The organism is Pseudomonas sp. TE36184, assembly GCF_054060055.1.
In genome coordinates this window covers 2532584-2546400 of record NZ_JBSSCU010000001.1, presented here as the reverse complement: position 1 = coordinate 2546400, position 13817 = coordinate 2532584, and the positions used below count along the sequence as shown (strand labels likewise).

At 63.5% G+C, this 13817-nt stretch carries 13 protein-coding genes; 9 read left to right on the top strand and 4 right to left on the bottom strand.

Translation table 11 applies throughout. From position 1 onward, the window contains the following. Window positions 1-3: 3 nt before the first annotated feature. The 4 genes from fabA to ACVWZP_RS11090 all read right to left on the bottom strand — a co-directional run bounded on the left by fabA (window position 4) and on the right by ACVWZP_RS11090 (window position 5718). Window positions 4-519, bottom strand: a complete 516-nt coding sequence (fabA, locus tag ACVWZP_RS11105) for a 3-hydroxyacyl-[acyl-carrier-protein] dehydratase FabA (protein WP_003190035.1) — start codon at window positions 517-519, stop codon at window positions 4-6. Between the two features lie 249 nt (window positions 520-768). Then, window positions 769-2670, bottom strand: coding sequence for an ATP-binding protein (locus tag ACVWZP_RS11100; RefSeq protein ID WP_457369740.1), 1902 nt, complete (start codon window positions 2668-2670; stop codon window positions 769-771). After that, a complete protein-coding gene (locus tag ACVWZP_RS11095; protein ID WP_457369739.1) occupies window positions 2667-3596 on the bottom strand; it encodes an ABC transporter substrate-binding protein in 930 nt (309 codons plus the stop codon). The genes ACVWZP_RS11100 and ACVWZP_RS11095 overlap by 4 nt, the downstream gene beginning before the upstream one ends. Window position 3597: 1 nt before the next feature. Beyond that, a complete protein-coding gene (locus tag ACVWZP_RS11090; RefSeq protein ID WP_318533470.1) occupies window positions 3598-5718 on the bottom strand; it encodes a TonB-dependent receptor plug domain-containing protein in 2121 nt (706 codons plus the stop codon). Between the two features lie 195 nt (window positions 5719-5913). Here ACVWZP_RS11090 and ACVWZP_RS11085 point away from each other — a divergent pair, with 195 nt between their 5' ends. The 9 genes from ACVWZP_RS11085 to ACVWZP_RS11045 all read left to right on the top strand — a co-directional run bounded on the left by ACVWZP_RS11085 (window position 5914) and on the right by ACVWZP_RS11045 (window position 13777). Further along, a complete protein-coding gene (locus tag ACVWZP_RS11085; protein ID WP_017846784.1) occupies window positions 5914-6939 on the top strand; it encodes an NAD(P)H-dependent glycerol-3-phosphate dehydrogenase in 1026 nt (341 codons plus the stop codon). Window positions 6940-6949: 10 nt separating this feature from the next. Next, the gene (locus ACVWZP_RS11080; protein WP_017846785.1) at window positions 6950-7297 is read left to right on the top strand and encodes a DUF4389 domain-containing protein; all 348 of its coding nucleotides are present in this window, start codon (window positions 6950-6952) and stop codon (window positions 7295-7297) included. Further along, complete coding sequence (gene sixA / locus ACVWZP_RS11075; protein ID WP_057003702.1) at window positions 7294-7743, top strand: phosphohistidine phosphatase SixA; 450 nt, start codon at window positions 7294-7296, stop codon at window positions 7741-7743. Before ACVWZP_RS11080 ends, sixA begins: the two co-directional genes overlap by 4 nt. 85 nt (window positions 7744-7828) lie before the next feature. Next, window positions 7829-9484: an AMP-binding protein gene (locus ACVWZP_RS11070; RefSeq protein ID WP_457369738.1), complete on the top strand. Its 1656-nt coding sequence runs from the start codon at window positions 7829-7831 to the stop codon at window positions 9482-9484. Between the two features lie 30 nt (window positions 9485-9514). Then, window positions 9515-9958 carry a hotdog fold thioesterase gene (locus tag ACVWZP_RS11065; protein WP_017846788.1) on the top strand — a complete coding sequence of 148 codons (444 nt, stop codon included), beginning with the start codon at window positions 9515-9517 and terminating at the stop codon, window positions 9956-9958. A gap of 97 nt (window positions 9959-10055) precedes the next feature. Then, window positions 10056-10859 (top strand): alpha/beta fold hydrolase, encoded by an 804-nt coding sequence (locus ACVWZP_RS11060; RefSeq protein ID WP_017846789.1) that lies wholly within the window; start codon window positions 10056-10058, stop codon window positions 10857-10859. Then, window positions 10856-11710, top strand: a complete 855-nt coding sequence (locus tag ACVWZP_RS11055) for an alpha/beta hydrolase (protein ID WP_057003700.1) — start codon at window positions 10856-10858, stop codon at window positions 11708-11710. Before ACVWZP_RS11060 ends, ACVWZP_RS11055 begins: the two co-directional genes overlap by 4 nt. A gap of 114 nt (window positions 11711-11824) precedes the next feature. Further along, window positions 11825-12643: a DUF4892 domain-containing protein gene (locus ACVWZP_RS11050; RefSeq protein WP_457369737.1), complete on the top strand. Its 819-nt coding sequence runs from the start codon at window positions 11825-11827 to the stop codon at window positions 12641-12643. Between the two features lie 72 nt (window positions 12644-12715). Further along, window positions 12716-13777, top strand: coding sequence for an AI-2E family transporter (locus ACVWZP_RS11045; protein ID WP_046384183.1), 1062 nt, complete (start codon window positions 12716-12718; stop codon window positions 13775-13777). Window positions 13778-13817 lie beyond the last annotated feature (40 nt).

The window sequence follows — 13817 nt, the reverse complement described above, 5'->3', positions numbered from 1 at the left end:
CCCTTAAAAGTTGTCAGTGGAAGTGAATACGCCGACCCGAAGGCCTTCGGCAGTATAGATCTCGCGACCGTCGACAGTCACCGAACCGTCGGCGATCGCCAGGTTCAGCTTGCCCTTGAGGACGCGCTTGATTTGAATGTTGTAGGTGACTTTCTTGGCGCTCGGCAGAACCTGGCCAAAGAACTTCACTTCGCCCGAACCCAGGGCGCGACCGCGGCCCGGCAAGCCTTGCCAGCCGAGGTAGAAACCGACCAGTTGCCACATGGCGTCGAGGCCCAGGCAGCCCGGCATGACAGGGTCGCCTTCGAAATGGCAGGCGAAGAACCACAGGTCCGGGGTGATATCCAGCTCGGCGACCAATTCACCTTTGCCGTACTTGCCACCCTCTTCACTGATATGGGTGATGCGATCCACCATCAGCATGTTCGGGGCGGGCAGTTGCGCGTTACCTGGGCCGAACAGCTCACCGCGACTGCAGCGCAGCAGGTCTTCCCGAGTAAAGGCGTTTTGTTTGGTCATGCGAGCTCCTCAATAATCCCATGCGGCAGGGTAGGGCAAATCTTCCCGAACCGACTGAAGCGTTCATGCCTCACATCGGCAGCCTACACATAGACTATTGCGTTGTAGTGAAAGTCACAGCGTCAAGGCACTGAATGTACACTTGTTCACTGAAATTTTAAACCGGGCCTGTTTATCGGTCCGTTCGGGTGCCTAAGACTGCCGCACTTTCGTCTTTCACGCCAGTCGCAGTTGGCTGATGGCGCGGCGCTATTGCACCCAACGCTGCAGGATTTGCTGCAAATCCGTGCGTTTGAACGGCTTGGCCAGGTAATCGTTCATTCCGGCGGCCAGGCAGAGTTCACGATCGCCCTGCAAGGCGTTGGCGGTGAGGGCGATGATCGGCAGCTCGGCGCAGCCCGGCAGTTGGCGAATCTGGCGGGTGGCTTCGTAGCCGTCGATCAGCGGTAGCCGGCAATCCATCAGGATCGCGGTGAAAATCAGGCTCTCGGCGCTGCGGATCGCTTCGGCGCCGTCGGTGGCCAGGCTGACTTCAAAGCCCAGGCTGCGCAGCATGGCTTCGACCACGGTGCGGTTGACCGGGTTGTCTTCCACCAGCAGCACATGGCGGCCGTCGCCCGCGCTGGCTTTACCTTCGGCGTTGGCGGCGATGGCCGGCACGCTGTGCTGGTCGATGGCCAGCGGGATTTCCAGGGTGAACGCCGAACCGCGACCTTCTTCGCTCTGCGCGCGCAGGGTGCCGCCCATGCGTTCGGCCAGGGTGCGGGCGATGGGCAGGCCCAGGCCGGTGCCGCCGTAACGTCTTGAAATGGAACTGTCGGCCTGCTGGAACGCATCGAACATCAGTTCCAGGCGCTCGGCGGAAATGCCAATGCCGCTGTCGCGCACGGTGCAGGTGAACCACACCAGTTCATGGTCGAGGGGTTGCCAATGGGGCTCGACGCTGACGCTGCCGTGCTCGGTGAACTTGAGCGCGTTGCCGATCAGGTTCACCAGAATCTGGCGGATACGCGTCGGGTCGCCCTGCACGCGCAACGTGTCCAAGCCCGGCGGGATCGGCAGTTCGAGGCTCAGCCCGCGCTGCTGGGCGCTGTGCTGGAAGGCCTGGGCGCAGCTGTTGATCAGGTCTGCGAGGTTGAACGGAATGTGTTCCAGCTCCAGGGCCGCGCGTTCGATGCGCGAGAAGTCGAGGATGTCATTGATGACCTTGAGCAAATGTTCCGTGGACTCGGAGGCCAGCGCGGCATATTCGGTCTGCTCTTCGGTCATCTCGGTGGTTTCCAGCAACTGCAGCATGCCCAGCACGCCGTTCATCGGCGTGCGCAGCTCGTGGCTCATCATCGCCAGGAAGTCCGACTTGGCGTTGTTCGCCCGTTCGGCTTCCTCGCGGGTCTGGATCAGTTGCGCCATGGCCTGCTGCTGTTCGCGGCTGGCCTGGTTGAGGCCTTCGGCAAGGTTGTTGATGTGCCGCGAGAGGTCGCCCAGTTCGGAGTCATCGACAATCGGCAGCGGGGTCTTGTAGTCGCCTTGCTGGATCGCCTTGACTGCATTACCCATCGCGCTGATCGGCTGCGACAGGCTGGCGGCCAGGCGCCGCGCGAGCAAAAAGGTGAACAGCAGGGCAAACAGCGCGAGTACGCCGGCCTTGAACAGAATCTCCTGTTGGCGCTGGCTGAAGGCATCGTTGGACATGCCGACGATCACCCGGCCCAGGTAGTCGGCACGCGGCGCCTTGGGTTCGTTGAGGTTGTCCTGGAAAAAGTCATTGCCCAATTGGATATGTTGCAGGCGGATCGGGGCCTGGAACACTTTGACCGACAGCGAGCGGTCGTGGTTTTCCGACGGTTGCTCGACGTACACCAGGATGTTCTCGGCGCTGTCCTGGATCTCCAGGAAGCGCACATGGGGCGTGGCCAGCGTCGCGCGCAGCAGGCTGTCGAGCACGTCGTTGTTGCCGGAGATCACCCCGTATTCGGTGGCCGGGGCCAATTGGTTGGCGATCAACTGGCCGGTGTGGTCGAGTTCCTGGCGCAGGTCCTGGATCCGCACGAAGGTGAAGAAGCTGATCAACAGCAACGTCAGCAACAGCGCCGGCCCCAGGGTGATGAGCTGGGTGCGGGTGTTGATGTCCCAACGACGACGTAAGGTCATGGGCGTTGTTCTCCTTCGGCCAGGCGGGCGGCGACGTTGGCTTCGTCGACCTGTTCGATGCCCAGTGAGCGTGCGACTTGCGGGTTGCCCACGACTTTGAAACGCTCCGGGTACACGGCGCGCGGCCAGCCGGCCGGCGGGTGATCGAGCAGGCGGTCGAGCACGGCCAGCCAGTCGGTCTGGTCGCTGTAAGTACTGGCCAGGCTGCCGGCCTTGACGAAGCCGGCATTGGGCCCCACCAGCGGCAGTTGCCGGGCATAACTGCTCAGTAGCAGGTTCTTCGCGGTTTTCGGGTTGTATAACTGCGGGTCGTCAAGGCCGAGCAGCACATCGCTGTTTCTGAACAAATGCTGCAGCGGGCGACTGTCGTTAATGTCGTCCCAGCGCTGGGGCACGATCTCCAGGCCCATCGGCGCGGCGTATTGGCGCAACTCGCGGAGCAGGAATTCACTGTCGGCGCCGTAGAGCACGCCGATGCGGCGGGCCTGGGGCAGGATTGTGGCGATCAGCCGCAGTTGGCGCTCCAGCGGCGGGTCACTCCACAGCAGGCTGATTTTGCCCGGCACGCCCTGGCCCATGCGCTGGTGGGCCTGCAGGCGGCTGATGCGCAACACCAGGGTCGACGGCCCCTGGGTATCCTGCAGGCGCCAGTCGAGGCTGGGCAGGTCCAACAGGATCAGGCGCGTATTGGCCGGTAGGCGGCTGGGCGCGGGCAGGTTGGCGAGGGGGGTGAAGGTCACACGGTCGTCGGGGCGCTGCTGGGTGAGCGCCTGGACGAAGGCCTGCACCCCGGCGCCGTCTTCGGCGGCGGTCAGCAGGATATCGGCGCTCCAGGCCGGTACGCTGAGCAGCAGGCACAGCAGCAGCAGGCCGCGTTGCCAGCGTCTGGGGAGAGAGAGGAGGGTCATCCGTGACTGAGCGCCCATGTCAGAACTCTAACTCCGCGCTGAAGTAGAGCACTTGGCGATGGTCGTAGTTGTTGTCGGCCCAGGTGGTGGGCTGGTTGTCCAGGCGTTGTTGCAACATGCCGGCCAGTTCCACGTTGGCGTTGCCCAGGGCCATGCGCTTGGCGACCCGCAGGTCGACCCGTTCGAAGCGATAGCGGTTAAGGGCGTCGTCGCCATAGTAGAACAGGGCGCTGGACCAGCCTTGCCCCCATTCGCGCAACCAGCCGGCCGAACCGCTGTTGCGTGCGGTTTGCGCCTTGTCCAGCGGGTTGCTGGTGCTGGCGTCGACGTAAGCGTAGGTCAGCCGCAGGCGGTCGGCGTTGCTCATGCGCCAATCGAATTGGGATTCTGCGCCGGTAAAGCGCGAGCTGTTGGCGTTGCTGGCAATGTACTGATTGTTGCGCAGCGGCGAACTGATCATGTCGGTGATTTCGTCGTAGAACAGTTTCACGTCCATGTTCAGCCCGATGTCGGCAAAAAAGCCGTTATAGCCCAATTCGCGGGATTTCATCAGTTCTTTGTCGAGGTTGCCCGGACCGCGCGTGACCACGAAGTACTGCCCGGAATTCTGCCCGTAGGCCGGCGAGTCGAGGTTGGTGACGCGATAGCTCCAGTTGACGTTGTTCTCGAACATGTCCGGCGAACGGATCGCCTCGGAGTACACCGCGCGCAGGCCGTGGCGCGGGTTGATCAGGTAGTTGACCGCCACCCGCGGCGTCAGCGAGTTGCCGCTCAGGTGGGTGTCTTCGTACATGGCGCCGCCCTGCAGCAACCAGTGCTCGCTGGCGCGCCATTCAAGCTGGCCGAACAGGCGCCAGGTGGTGTCATCCAGAGTGCCGTTGAAATAGGTGTCGGAGTCGGCGCGGTCATAGCGATAGTTCATACCGCTGACCAGGCGCAGGCTGTCGGACAGGCTCAGGGTGTCCTGGATCTCCAGGTCGTAGCGGCTTTCGCGGGTGCTTTGGTCGATGTCGCCGCATACGCTCTGGCTGGCGCCGTTGCGCCATTGGTCCAATACTTGGTTGCCCAGTGCTTGTTCGTCGGCGCTGCCGGGAGGCGCAACACCTTGGCTGTAGGTGTCCATATGCCGGGCCAATCGCTCGGCATAATTGGGGTTGAGCTGCCACAGCCGGGTCAATTCCGGGCTGAACGACACCTTGGCGTCACAGGCTTTCCAGATCTGCCGGCGGTCCCATTGTTGGGCCGAGCCCTGGATATACAAGCTGTGTTCGGGATTGAAATCGAAATTCCAGCGCAGGGAGCCGGCATAGTCCTTGGCGGTAACGTCGGAATTGTTGCCGCCCTCGGTAATCCCGGCGAATACCGGCGTGTAGGTATAAGGACGCTGGTTGGTCCCTTCCTTGGCATTCAGTTGCCAGTCGATGCTCTGTTGCGTGTTCAGCGTCTGGCTCACCGCCAGGCTGAAGCGGTTGAGACGCCGGCCGTCACGACGGTCGGCGCCCACCGCGTTGCTGTCAAAGCCATCGTCCTGCTGCCCGGACATCGACAGGCGCAGGTCGCCGGTTTCCCAGCCTACGCCCTGGCTGGCATAGAAGTCGTTGATCCCGCGTTCGCCGCGTACCACTTTTACCCTTGAACCGTGGCTGTCGGCCGGTGAGCGCGTGAGGATATTCACCACAGCCATCAACGCATTGGCGCCGTAGCTGACGGTGTTGGGCCCGCGGAACACTTCGATGCGCTCGATGTCTTCCATGGCCACCGGAATATCGCTCCAGTCCACCGTGGCCAGGCCTGCGCGGTACACCGAGCGGCCGTCGATCAAGACCTGCATGCGTCGCGCATCGCTGGCATTGGTGCCGTGGTAGTTCACCGCCGCCTGGTTGCCGCTGGTGTAGCCGACCATCATGCCCGGCACCAGCCGCAGCAACTCAGCGATGTCCCGCGCGCCGCTGGCCTTGATCAGTTCGCTGTCGATCACGGTCATGCTGCCGGGCACGGCGGCGGCCGATTGTTTGAGGCGAGTGGCAGTCAGCACCTGTGGCAGCGGTTGGTTGTCGAGGAACAGGTCGTCGGCGAACACCGCGCCGCTGCACAACAGCATCAACCACAACGATGAACGGGGAGGAGGGCCCAAATACACGGCACGGCCTTGATAATTACGGATAGCCGACCATGTTAACCGAGGCCGGGCCATTTGCCAGTCGTCGCCTTTGCAATTACCCCGCGTCGCTATGGCATTTTCCGACAGGCGTGTGAATTGATACGGGGGCTGGCCGCAAGCGGGGGGCTCCGTATAATGCGGCCATCGCCACTGGTATGGATTAACGGATTGCATATGACTGAACAGCGCCCTATTGCGGTCCTGGGAGGCGGAAGTTTTGGTACCGCCGTGGCTAACCTGCTGGCTGAGAACGGTCATGCGGTGCGCCAGTGGATGCGCGATCCCGAACAGGCCGAGGCCATTCGCGTCCATCGAGAAAACCCTCGTTACCTTAAAGGCATCAAGATTCATCCGGCGGTCGAGCCGGTCACCGACTTGCAGGCGACCCTGGAGGCCTGCGAGCTGTGTTTCGTCGCGCTGCCTTCGAGTGCGTTGCGTTCGGTACTCGCGCCTCACGCCGAACGCCTGGCGGGCAAGCTGCTGGTCAGTTTGACCAAGGGCATCGAGGCGCACACCTTCAAGCTGATGAGCGAAATCCTCGAAGAGATCGCCCCGCAGGCGCGCATCGGCGTGCTGTCCGGGCCGAACCTGGCGCGGGAAGTGGCCGAACATGCACTGACCGCCACCGTGATCGCCAGTGAAGATGAAGCACTGTGTGAGCGGGTCCAGGCCGTGCTGCATGGGCGCACCTTCCGCGTGTACGCCAGTGGCGATCGCTTCGGCGTCGAGCTGGGCGGTGCGCTGAAAAACGTCTACGCGATCATTGCCGGGATGGCGGTGGCGCTGGGCATGGGCGAGAACACCAAGAGCATGCTGATCACCCGTGCGCTGGCGGAAATGACCCGCTTCGCGGTGAGCCAGGGCGCCAACCCGATGACGTTCCTGGGCCTGGCGGGCGTGGGCGACCTGATCGTCACCTGCTCGTCGCCGAAAAGCCGTAACTATCAGGTCGGTTTCGCCCTCGGCCAGGGCCTGAGCCTGGAAGACGCCGTGGCGCGCCTGGGCGAAGTGGCCGAAGGGGTCAATACCCTCAAGGTGCTCAAGGCCAAGGCCCAGGAGGCCGGCGTGTACATGCCGCTGGTCGCCGGGTTGCACGCGATCCTGTTTGAAGGGCGCACCCTGAATCAGGTCATCGAGTTGCTGATGCGCGCCGAGCCGAAAACCGATGTCGACTTTATTTCCACCAGTGGTTTCAACTGAGGAACGCGTCATGAACGATCCGAAAGCAGCTCCCAAGTACGAGTCCATCGCCCTGCGCATCTTGTGGATGCTGGTGTTTGCCCTGGTGTGGCAAGTGGCGCAATTCCTGCTCGGTGCGTTGGTGGTGGTGCAACTGATTTACCGGTTGGTCTACGGCGCGCCGAACCTGGGCCTGATGAATTTTGGCGACAGCCTGAGCCAGTTCCTCGCGCAGATCGGCCGCTTCGGCAGTTTCCACACCGAGCAAAAGCCCTGGCCATTCGCCGACTGGCCGACGCCGCGTGCGCCGGAAGGCGAAGCCGCCCACAGCGTGCCGCCAGCACCGCACCCGGTGCGCGATGAAGAGCCAAAACTGTGAAACTGTGGATTTTGCGGCATGGTGAAGCCCAAGCGCATGCCCGCACCGATGCCGAGCGCGAGCTGACCGAGCATGGCCGCGCCGAAGTCTTGCGCAGCGCGGCGCACCTGATCGGCCAGCCCATCAGCGCGATCATTGCCAGCCCGTATGTACGGGCGCAGCAGACCGCGCAGCTGGTGCGTGAAGCGCTGGGCTTCGTGCCGGACATCCGCACCGTGCCCTGGCTGACACCGGACGGCAATCCGCAGCAGGTGCTGGAAAAGCTCGACACGGATGAGAATGTGCTGCTGGTCAGCCATCAGCCGCTGGTCGGCAGCCTGATCAGCTTTTTGCAGCATGGTCATCAGCGTCAACCGCTGCCGATGTACACCGCCAGCCTGGCGGAGTTGGAGGGGGAATGCCCGCTGGCGGGGCTGATGAGCCTGGTCAGTGTGAAACACCCGTAGGCGCTTTCACTGCTTTGTGTGTGCTATATAGTCAGCCGAGCAAGTGCTTGGTTGGCTATCATCGGACCACAAAGGAGCGCGTCCCATGCCCGTCGCTTTTCGTTTGCCGTTGCAGGTCTTCTTCGAACGTGAAGCGCGGCATCCGCGCAAACCCTTCCTGGTGCAGCCCGTCGGCGGCGACGAGGTACAGACCCTCACTTGGGCCGAGGTCGGCCACCAGGCCCGCTGCGCCGCGCATTGGCTGCGTGCGAGGGAACTGCCCCAGGGTTCGCACGTAGCCCTGATCTCGAAAAATTGCGCGCACTGGATCATCGCCGACCTGGCCATCTGGATGGCCGGGCATGTCTCGGTGCCGCTCTATCCCAACCTCACCGCCGATTCCGTCGCCCATGTGCTGAAGCACTCCGAGGCGGCGCTGGTGTTCATCGGCAAGCTCGATGACTGGCCCGCCATGGCGCCCGGGGTTCCGGCCGACGTGCCCACCATCGGCCTGCCGCTGTGTCCGGCGGGTGACTTGGATTTCAGCTGGACCGAGCTGCAAGCCTGTTCACCGATCCAGGATCAGCCGCTACCTGCCGCGTCGGATCTGGCCACCATCATCTACACCTCCGGCACCACCGGCCTGCCCAAGGGCGTGATGCACAGCTTCGGCGCCCTGGGCTTTGCCGCCACCGGAGGCACCGAATTGTTCGGCCTGGGGGAGGGTGACCGGCTGCTGTCGTACCTGCCCTTGTGCCATGTGGCGGAGCGGATGTTTGTGGAATTGGCGGCGATCTATACCGGGCAAACCGTGTATTTCGCCGAAAGCCTTGAGACTTTTCTGAGGGACCTGCGTCGGGCACGGCCGACGGCGCTGTTCGGGGTGCCGCGTATCTGGACCAAATTCCAGATGGGCGTCTACGGCAAGATCCCGGCGACGCGCCTGGAGCGCCTGTTGCGGCTGCCCTTCATCGGCAAACGCGTGGGCCGCAAGGTGCTGGCCGGCCTGGGCCTGGACGCGTTACGCATTGCGCTGTCCGGCGCGGCGCCGGTGCCCGAAGCCTTGTTGCGCTGGTATCAGCGCCTGGGCCTGGATGTGCTGGAGGTGTACGGCATGACCGAGAGTTGCGGCTATTCCCATGTTTGTCGCCCCGGCCAGCAGACGATCGGCTGGATCGGCCTGCCGTGCCCGGGCGTTGAAGTGCGTATCGACCCGCTCGGCGAAGTGCAGGTGCGCAGTGGCGCGACCATGCTCGGTTACTTCAAGGACCCGGAAAAAACCGCCGAAACCCTCACCCCGGACGGCTTCCTGCGCACCGGCGACAAGGGCGAGCAGGACGCCGAGGGCCGTCTGCGCCTGACCGGGCGTCTCAAGGAAATCTTCAAGACCAGCAAGGGCAAGTACGTGGCCCCGGCGCCGATCGAAAACCGCCTGGCCGAACATGCACGGATCGAACAGGTGTGTGTGGTCGGCGACGGCCTGCCTGCGCCGATGGGCCTGTGCGTGCTGTCGGCGGCGGGCCAGGCGGATGCGCGCCAGGCCTTGCACGGCAGCCTTGAACGCTGGCTGGAGCAGGTCAACGCGGCGTTGGACAAGCATGAGCGCCTGCGTCAATTGGTGGTGGTGAAAGACAGTTGGGCGGTGGAAAACGGCTTCCTGACACCGACCTTGAAGATCAGGCGCAATGTCATCGAATCGACCTACGGCCCACAGTTTCAGGTGTGGAGCGAGCGCACCGAAGTCATTCTGTGGCAGGATTAGGGTCATCATAAAACCAATAGGGACAACGGTATGAGCCTGTGGCGCACCCAACCCAATATCGAACAACTCAACGCTCTGCAGAAAAACACCATCGGTGAAGTGCTGGACATTCGCTTCGAAAGTTTCGACGAAGAATCCCTGACCGCCAGCATGGTGGTCGATCAGCGTACCCATCAGCCCTACGGCCTGCTGCACGGCGGCGCGTCGGTCGTGCTGGCCGAAAGCGTCGGCTCCATGGCGGCCTACCTGTGCATCGATGCGAGCAAGTTCTATTGCGTCGGCCTCGAGGTCAACGCCAATCACCTGCGCGGGGTGCGCAGCGGGCGGGTGACGGCGGTGGCGAGGGCGATTCATATCGGCCGCACCACCCAGGTGTGGGACATCCGCCTGACCAACGATGATGGCAAGTCCAGCTGCGTCTCGCGCCTGACCATGGCCGTAGTGCCCCTGGGCGAGAACCCGCCGGCGCGATAGGCGTGGCGTGAGTGTCATCATTCCTGGCGGTTACGGTCATTGCCGTAACGGTCGGGCGTGGTGACAATCAATGTCTGTTTTTATAGATGGAACCGGTATGTCGCAGCACGTGTTTTTTGCCCACGCCAATGGCTTCCCTTCGGCTACCTACGGCAAGTTGTTTGCCGGCCTGGCCCCGGAATATACCGTCGCGCACCTGCCGCAGCACGGCCACGATCCACGGTTTCCGGTGGACGACAACTGGCAGAACCTGGTGGACGAACTGATCCACCATCTGCAACAGCAGCCCGAGCCGGTGTGGGGCGTGGGCCATTCCCTGGGCGGCGTGTTGCATTTGCACGCGGCCATGCGCTGCCCGCAGTTGTATCGCGGCGTGGTGATGCTCGACTCGCCGGTGCTGACCCGTGCCGACCGCTGGGTGATCCGCGCCGCCAAGCGCTTTGGTTTTATCGACCGCCTCACCCCGGCCGGGCGCACCCTGGGCCGCCGTGAAGAATTCGCCGACCTGGACGCCGCGCGCAGTTACTTCGCCGGCAAGACCCTGTTTCGCGGCTTCGACCCGGAATGCTTCGACGCTTACCTGCAACATGGCCTGTATCAGGTCGGCGATCGCCTGCGCCTGCGTTTCGATCCGGCCACTGAAATCAGTATCTACCGGGGCGTGCCCCACACCAGCCCGGGCCAGGTGCGCCAGTTGAAAGTGCCGCTGGCGGTGGTGCGTGGGCGCCAGAGCCGGGTGGTGATGCGCCACCACGCCAGCGGCGTCGGGCGCCTGCCCATGGGAGAAATGCTCACCATGCCCGGCGGCCATATGTTCCCCCTCGAACGCCCCCAGGACACCGCGACCTTGCTCAAGCAGCTGTTCGCCCGTTGGGAAGCCCGCGAGCGCAGTTGCGCATGAGTACGCCGGTCGAAGAAGTGCGCCTGAGCCTGCCGCATATCGAATTGGCCGCGCATCTGTTCGGTCCCGAAGACGGTCTGCCGGTGATCGCCTTGCATGGCTGGCTGGACAACGCCAACAGCTTCGCGCGGTTGGCGCCGAAACTGCAGGGCATGCGTATCGTCGCCCTCGACATGGCCGGCCACGGGCATTCGGCGCATCGTCCGACGGGGGCCGGTTATGCCCTGTGGGATTACGTCCACGATGTGCTGCAGGTCGCCGAACAACTGGGCTGGAAACGTTTTGCATTACTTGGCCATTCCCTCGGCGCCATCGTCTCCCTGGTATTGGCCGGTGCCTTGCCGGAGCGGGTGACGCACCTGGGTTTGATCGACGGTGTGATCCCGCCGACCGCCTCCGGCGAGAACGCCGCCGAACGCCTGGGCATGGCGTTGCAGGCGCAATTGAACCTGCAGGGCAAGCGCAAGCCGGTCTACAGCAACCTTGATCGCGCCGTCGAAGCGCGGATGAAAGGGCTGGTGGCCGTCAGCCGCGAAGCCGCTGAACTGCTGGCCCAGCGCGGTTTGATGCCGGTGCCGGGCGGTTACACCTGGCGAACGGACAGCCGCTTGACCCTGGCATCGCCGATGCGTCTGACCGACGAGCAAGCCATGGCTTTCGTGCGCCGCGTAGGTTGCCCTACTCAACTGGTGGTCGCCGCTGACGGCATGCTGGCGAGACATCCCGAATTGCTTTCCCAGCTACCGTTTACCGTGACGACCCTGCCCGGTGGCCATCATTTGCACTTGAATGACGAGGCGGGCGCGGTCCTTGTTGCAGACTGTTTCAATCGGTTCTTCTCTGCACCTTGACTTGGCGCGGTCAACTGCCGAGGCTGGGCGGATTGAAAGGGAGTCAACCATGAACGATCTCAACACCGATCTTGAAACTGCTGCGACCTCCGATGGCCAGGGCTCAACTATCCGATGAGCGTGCGTAAAGGCTGTATCCGTGCCTTCGGGCTGTGTGTGTTCAGCCCGTTGGTGTTCGCCGCCGATGTGCCGGGTAGCCAGGACTTGCCCGCCGTGGCCCGTCAGGTCGACGCGCAAATCGTCGATTATCGTCCCGCCGAAGAAAAAGAGCGCATCTACCCCATGGGCGCGATCCGCAAGATCAGCGGCCAGTTGCGTTACGAAGCCCAGGCCACCGCGCGCGGCCAGGCCACCGCCATCACCTATGAACTGCCCGCCGAGCACACCTCCAGCGCTGCGTTCACCGCCACGCGCGAAGCGCTGCAGCAGCAGGGCGCGCAGCTGTTGTTCTGGTGCCAGGCCCGTGACTGCGGTGAAAGCAGCCTGTGGGCCAATGAAGTGTTCGGTAATGCCAAGTTGGTCGGCGCCGATGGCCAGCAGGAATACCTGCTGTTGCGTCTGGCCGCCCCGCAGGACAATTCCCTGGTGGCGTTGTACGGCATCACCCGCGGCAATCGCCGGGCTTACCTGCATGTCGAACAGATCGATGCCGACGCCCCGCTCGGGGAACTGCTGCCGACCTCCGCCACGCTGTTGCGCGAACTCAAAAGCACTGGCGAGCTGGATTTCCCGGCTTTGGGTGCGGACCCCGATACCACCTGGTTGACCCTGATTTCCCGCGGTTTGAACCTCGACACCACCCTGCGTGTCAGTTTGACCGGCCCCCATGCCGAAGCGTGGCGCCAGGCCCTGATTGACAAGGGCGTGCGGGCCGCACGCCTGGAAACCGGTACCGAGCCAGCCAAAGGCCTGCACCTGCATCTGATACGCTGACCGAAACAGGGCGAACGGACCCGCGCCGTTCGCCTAAACTGACTGCCTTCAGCCTTTTCCTAGAGAAACTCCATGCTCAATAACGATCGCCTGCTGGTGCAAATCCTGCTGCTGGTGCTGTTCGGTGCCAGCTTCTGGGTGATGGCGCCGTTCTGGTCGGCGCTGTTCTGGGGGGCGGTGCTGGCGTTTGCCAGTTGGCCGCTGATGGTGTTGCTGACCCGCTGGCTGGGCGGCCGCGAATCCCTGGCCGCTGGCATCCTGACCTTGGGCTGGATGCTGCTGGTGGCGGTGCCGCTGGTATGGCTGGGGTTCAACCTCGCGGACCATGTGCGCGACGCGGTGACGTTGATCAAGGATATTCAGGTCGACGGTTTGCCGGCGGCGCCGGCCTGGTTGGGGTCGATTCCCTTTGTCGGAGAACGGCTGGTGGCGATGTGGGACAGCATCGACCAGCAGGGCGCGGCGCTGATGGTCAGCCTCAAGCCGTACCTGGGGCAGGTGGGCAACTGGCTGCTGGCGCGCAGCGCGCAGATCGGCGGCGGCATCCTGGAGCTGACCCTCAGCCTGGTGTTCGTGTTCTTTTTCTACCGTGACGGGCCGCGCCTGGCGATGTTCGTCCACCGCCTGCTGGAGCGCTTGATCGGCGAACGTGCCGGTTACTACATCGAACTGGTGGCCGGCACCGTGCAACGCGTGGTCAATGGCGTGATCGGTACGGCCGCCGCCCAGGCCGTGCTCGCGCTGATCGGCTTCCTGATCGCCGGGGTGCCGGGCGCGCTGGTGCTGGGTATCGTCACGTTCCTGCTCAGCCTGATCCCCATGGGGCCGCCGCTGGTGTGGATTCCGGCCACGGCCTGGCTGGCGTGGAAGGGCGATTACACCTACGCAGTGTTCCTCGGCGTGTGGGGCACGTTCATCATCAGCGGCGTGGACAACGTGCTCAAGCCGTACCTGATCAGCCGTGGCGGCAACCTGCCGCTGGTGATCGTGTTGCTCGGGGTATTCGGCGGCCTGATCGCGTTTGGCTTCATCGGCCTGTTTATCGGCCCGACCTTGCTCGCCGTGGCGTACAGCCTGCTGATGGATTGGAGCGCGACCCAGGCCCAGAGCCGCCGCGAAGACGAACCGCTGTAGCTGAGTGGCCAAGATTTATGGGGGAGTTGGACGGCGTTGG

Bases quoted from the DNA above. Each gene is read 5' to 3' on its own strand.
- ACVWZP_RS11100 (WP_457369740.1), bottom strand. From the start codon at position 2,670: ATGACCTTACGTCGTCGTTGGGACATCAACACCCGCACCCAGCTCATC.
- ACVWZP_RS11070 (WP_457369738.1), top strand. From the start codon at position 7,829: ATGCCCGTCGCTTTTCGTTTGCCGTTGCAGGTCTTCTTCGAACGTGAA.
- ACVWZP_RS11045 (WP_046384183.1), top strand. From the start codon at position 12,716: ATGCTCAATAACGATCGCCTGCTGGTGCAAATCCTGCTGCTGGTGCTG.
- ACVWZP_RS11065 (WP_017846788.1), top strand. From the start codon at position 9,515: ATGAGCCTGTGGCGCACCCAACCCAATATCGAACAACTCAACGCTCTG.
- ACVWZP_RS11050 (WP_457369737.1), top strand. From the start codon at position 11,825: ATGAGCGTGCGTAAAGGCTGTATCCGTGCCTTCGGGCTGTGTGTGTTC.
- fabA (WP_003190035.1), bottom strand. From the start codon at position 519: ATGACCAAACAAAACGCCTTTACTCGGGAAGACCTGCTGCGCTGCAGT.
- ACVWZP_RS11060 (WP_017846789.1), top strand. From the start codon at position 10,056: ATGTCGCAGCACGTGTTTTTTGCCCACGCCAATGGCTTCCCTTCGGCT.
- ACVWZP_RS11085 (WP_017846784.1), top strand. From the start codon at position 5,914: ATGACTGAACAGCGCCCTATTGCGGTCCTGGGAGGCGGAAGTTTTGGT.
- ACVWZP_RS11095 (WP_457369739.1), bottom strand. From the start codon at position 3,596: ATGGGCGCTCAGTCACGGATGACCCTCCTCTCTCTCCCCAGACGCTGG.
- ACVWZP_RS11080 (WP_017846785.1), top strand. From the start codon at position 6,950: ATGAACGATCCGAAAGCAGCTCCCAAGTACGAGTCCATCGCCCTGCGC.
- ACVWZP_RS11055 (WP_057003700.1), top strand. From the start codon at position 10,856: ATGAGTACGCCGGTCGAAGAAGTGCGCCTGAGCCTGCCGCATATCGAA.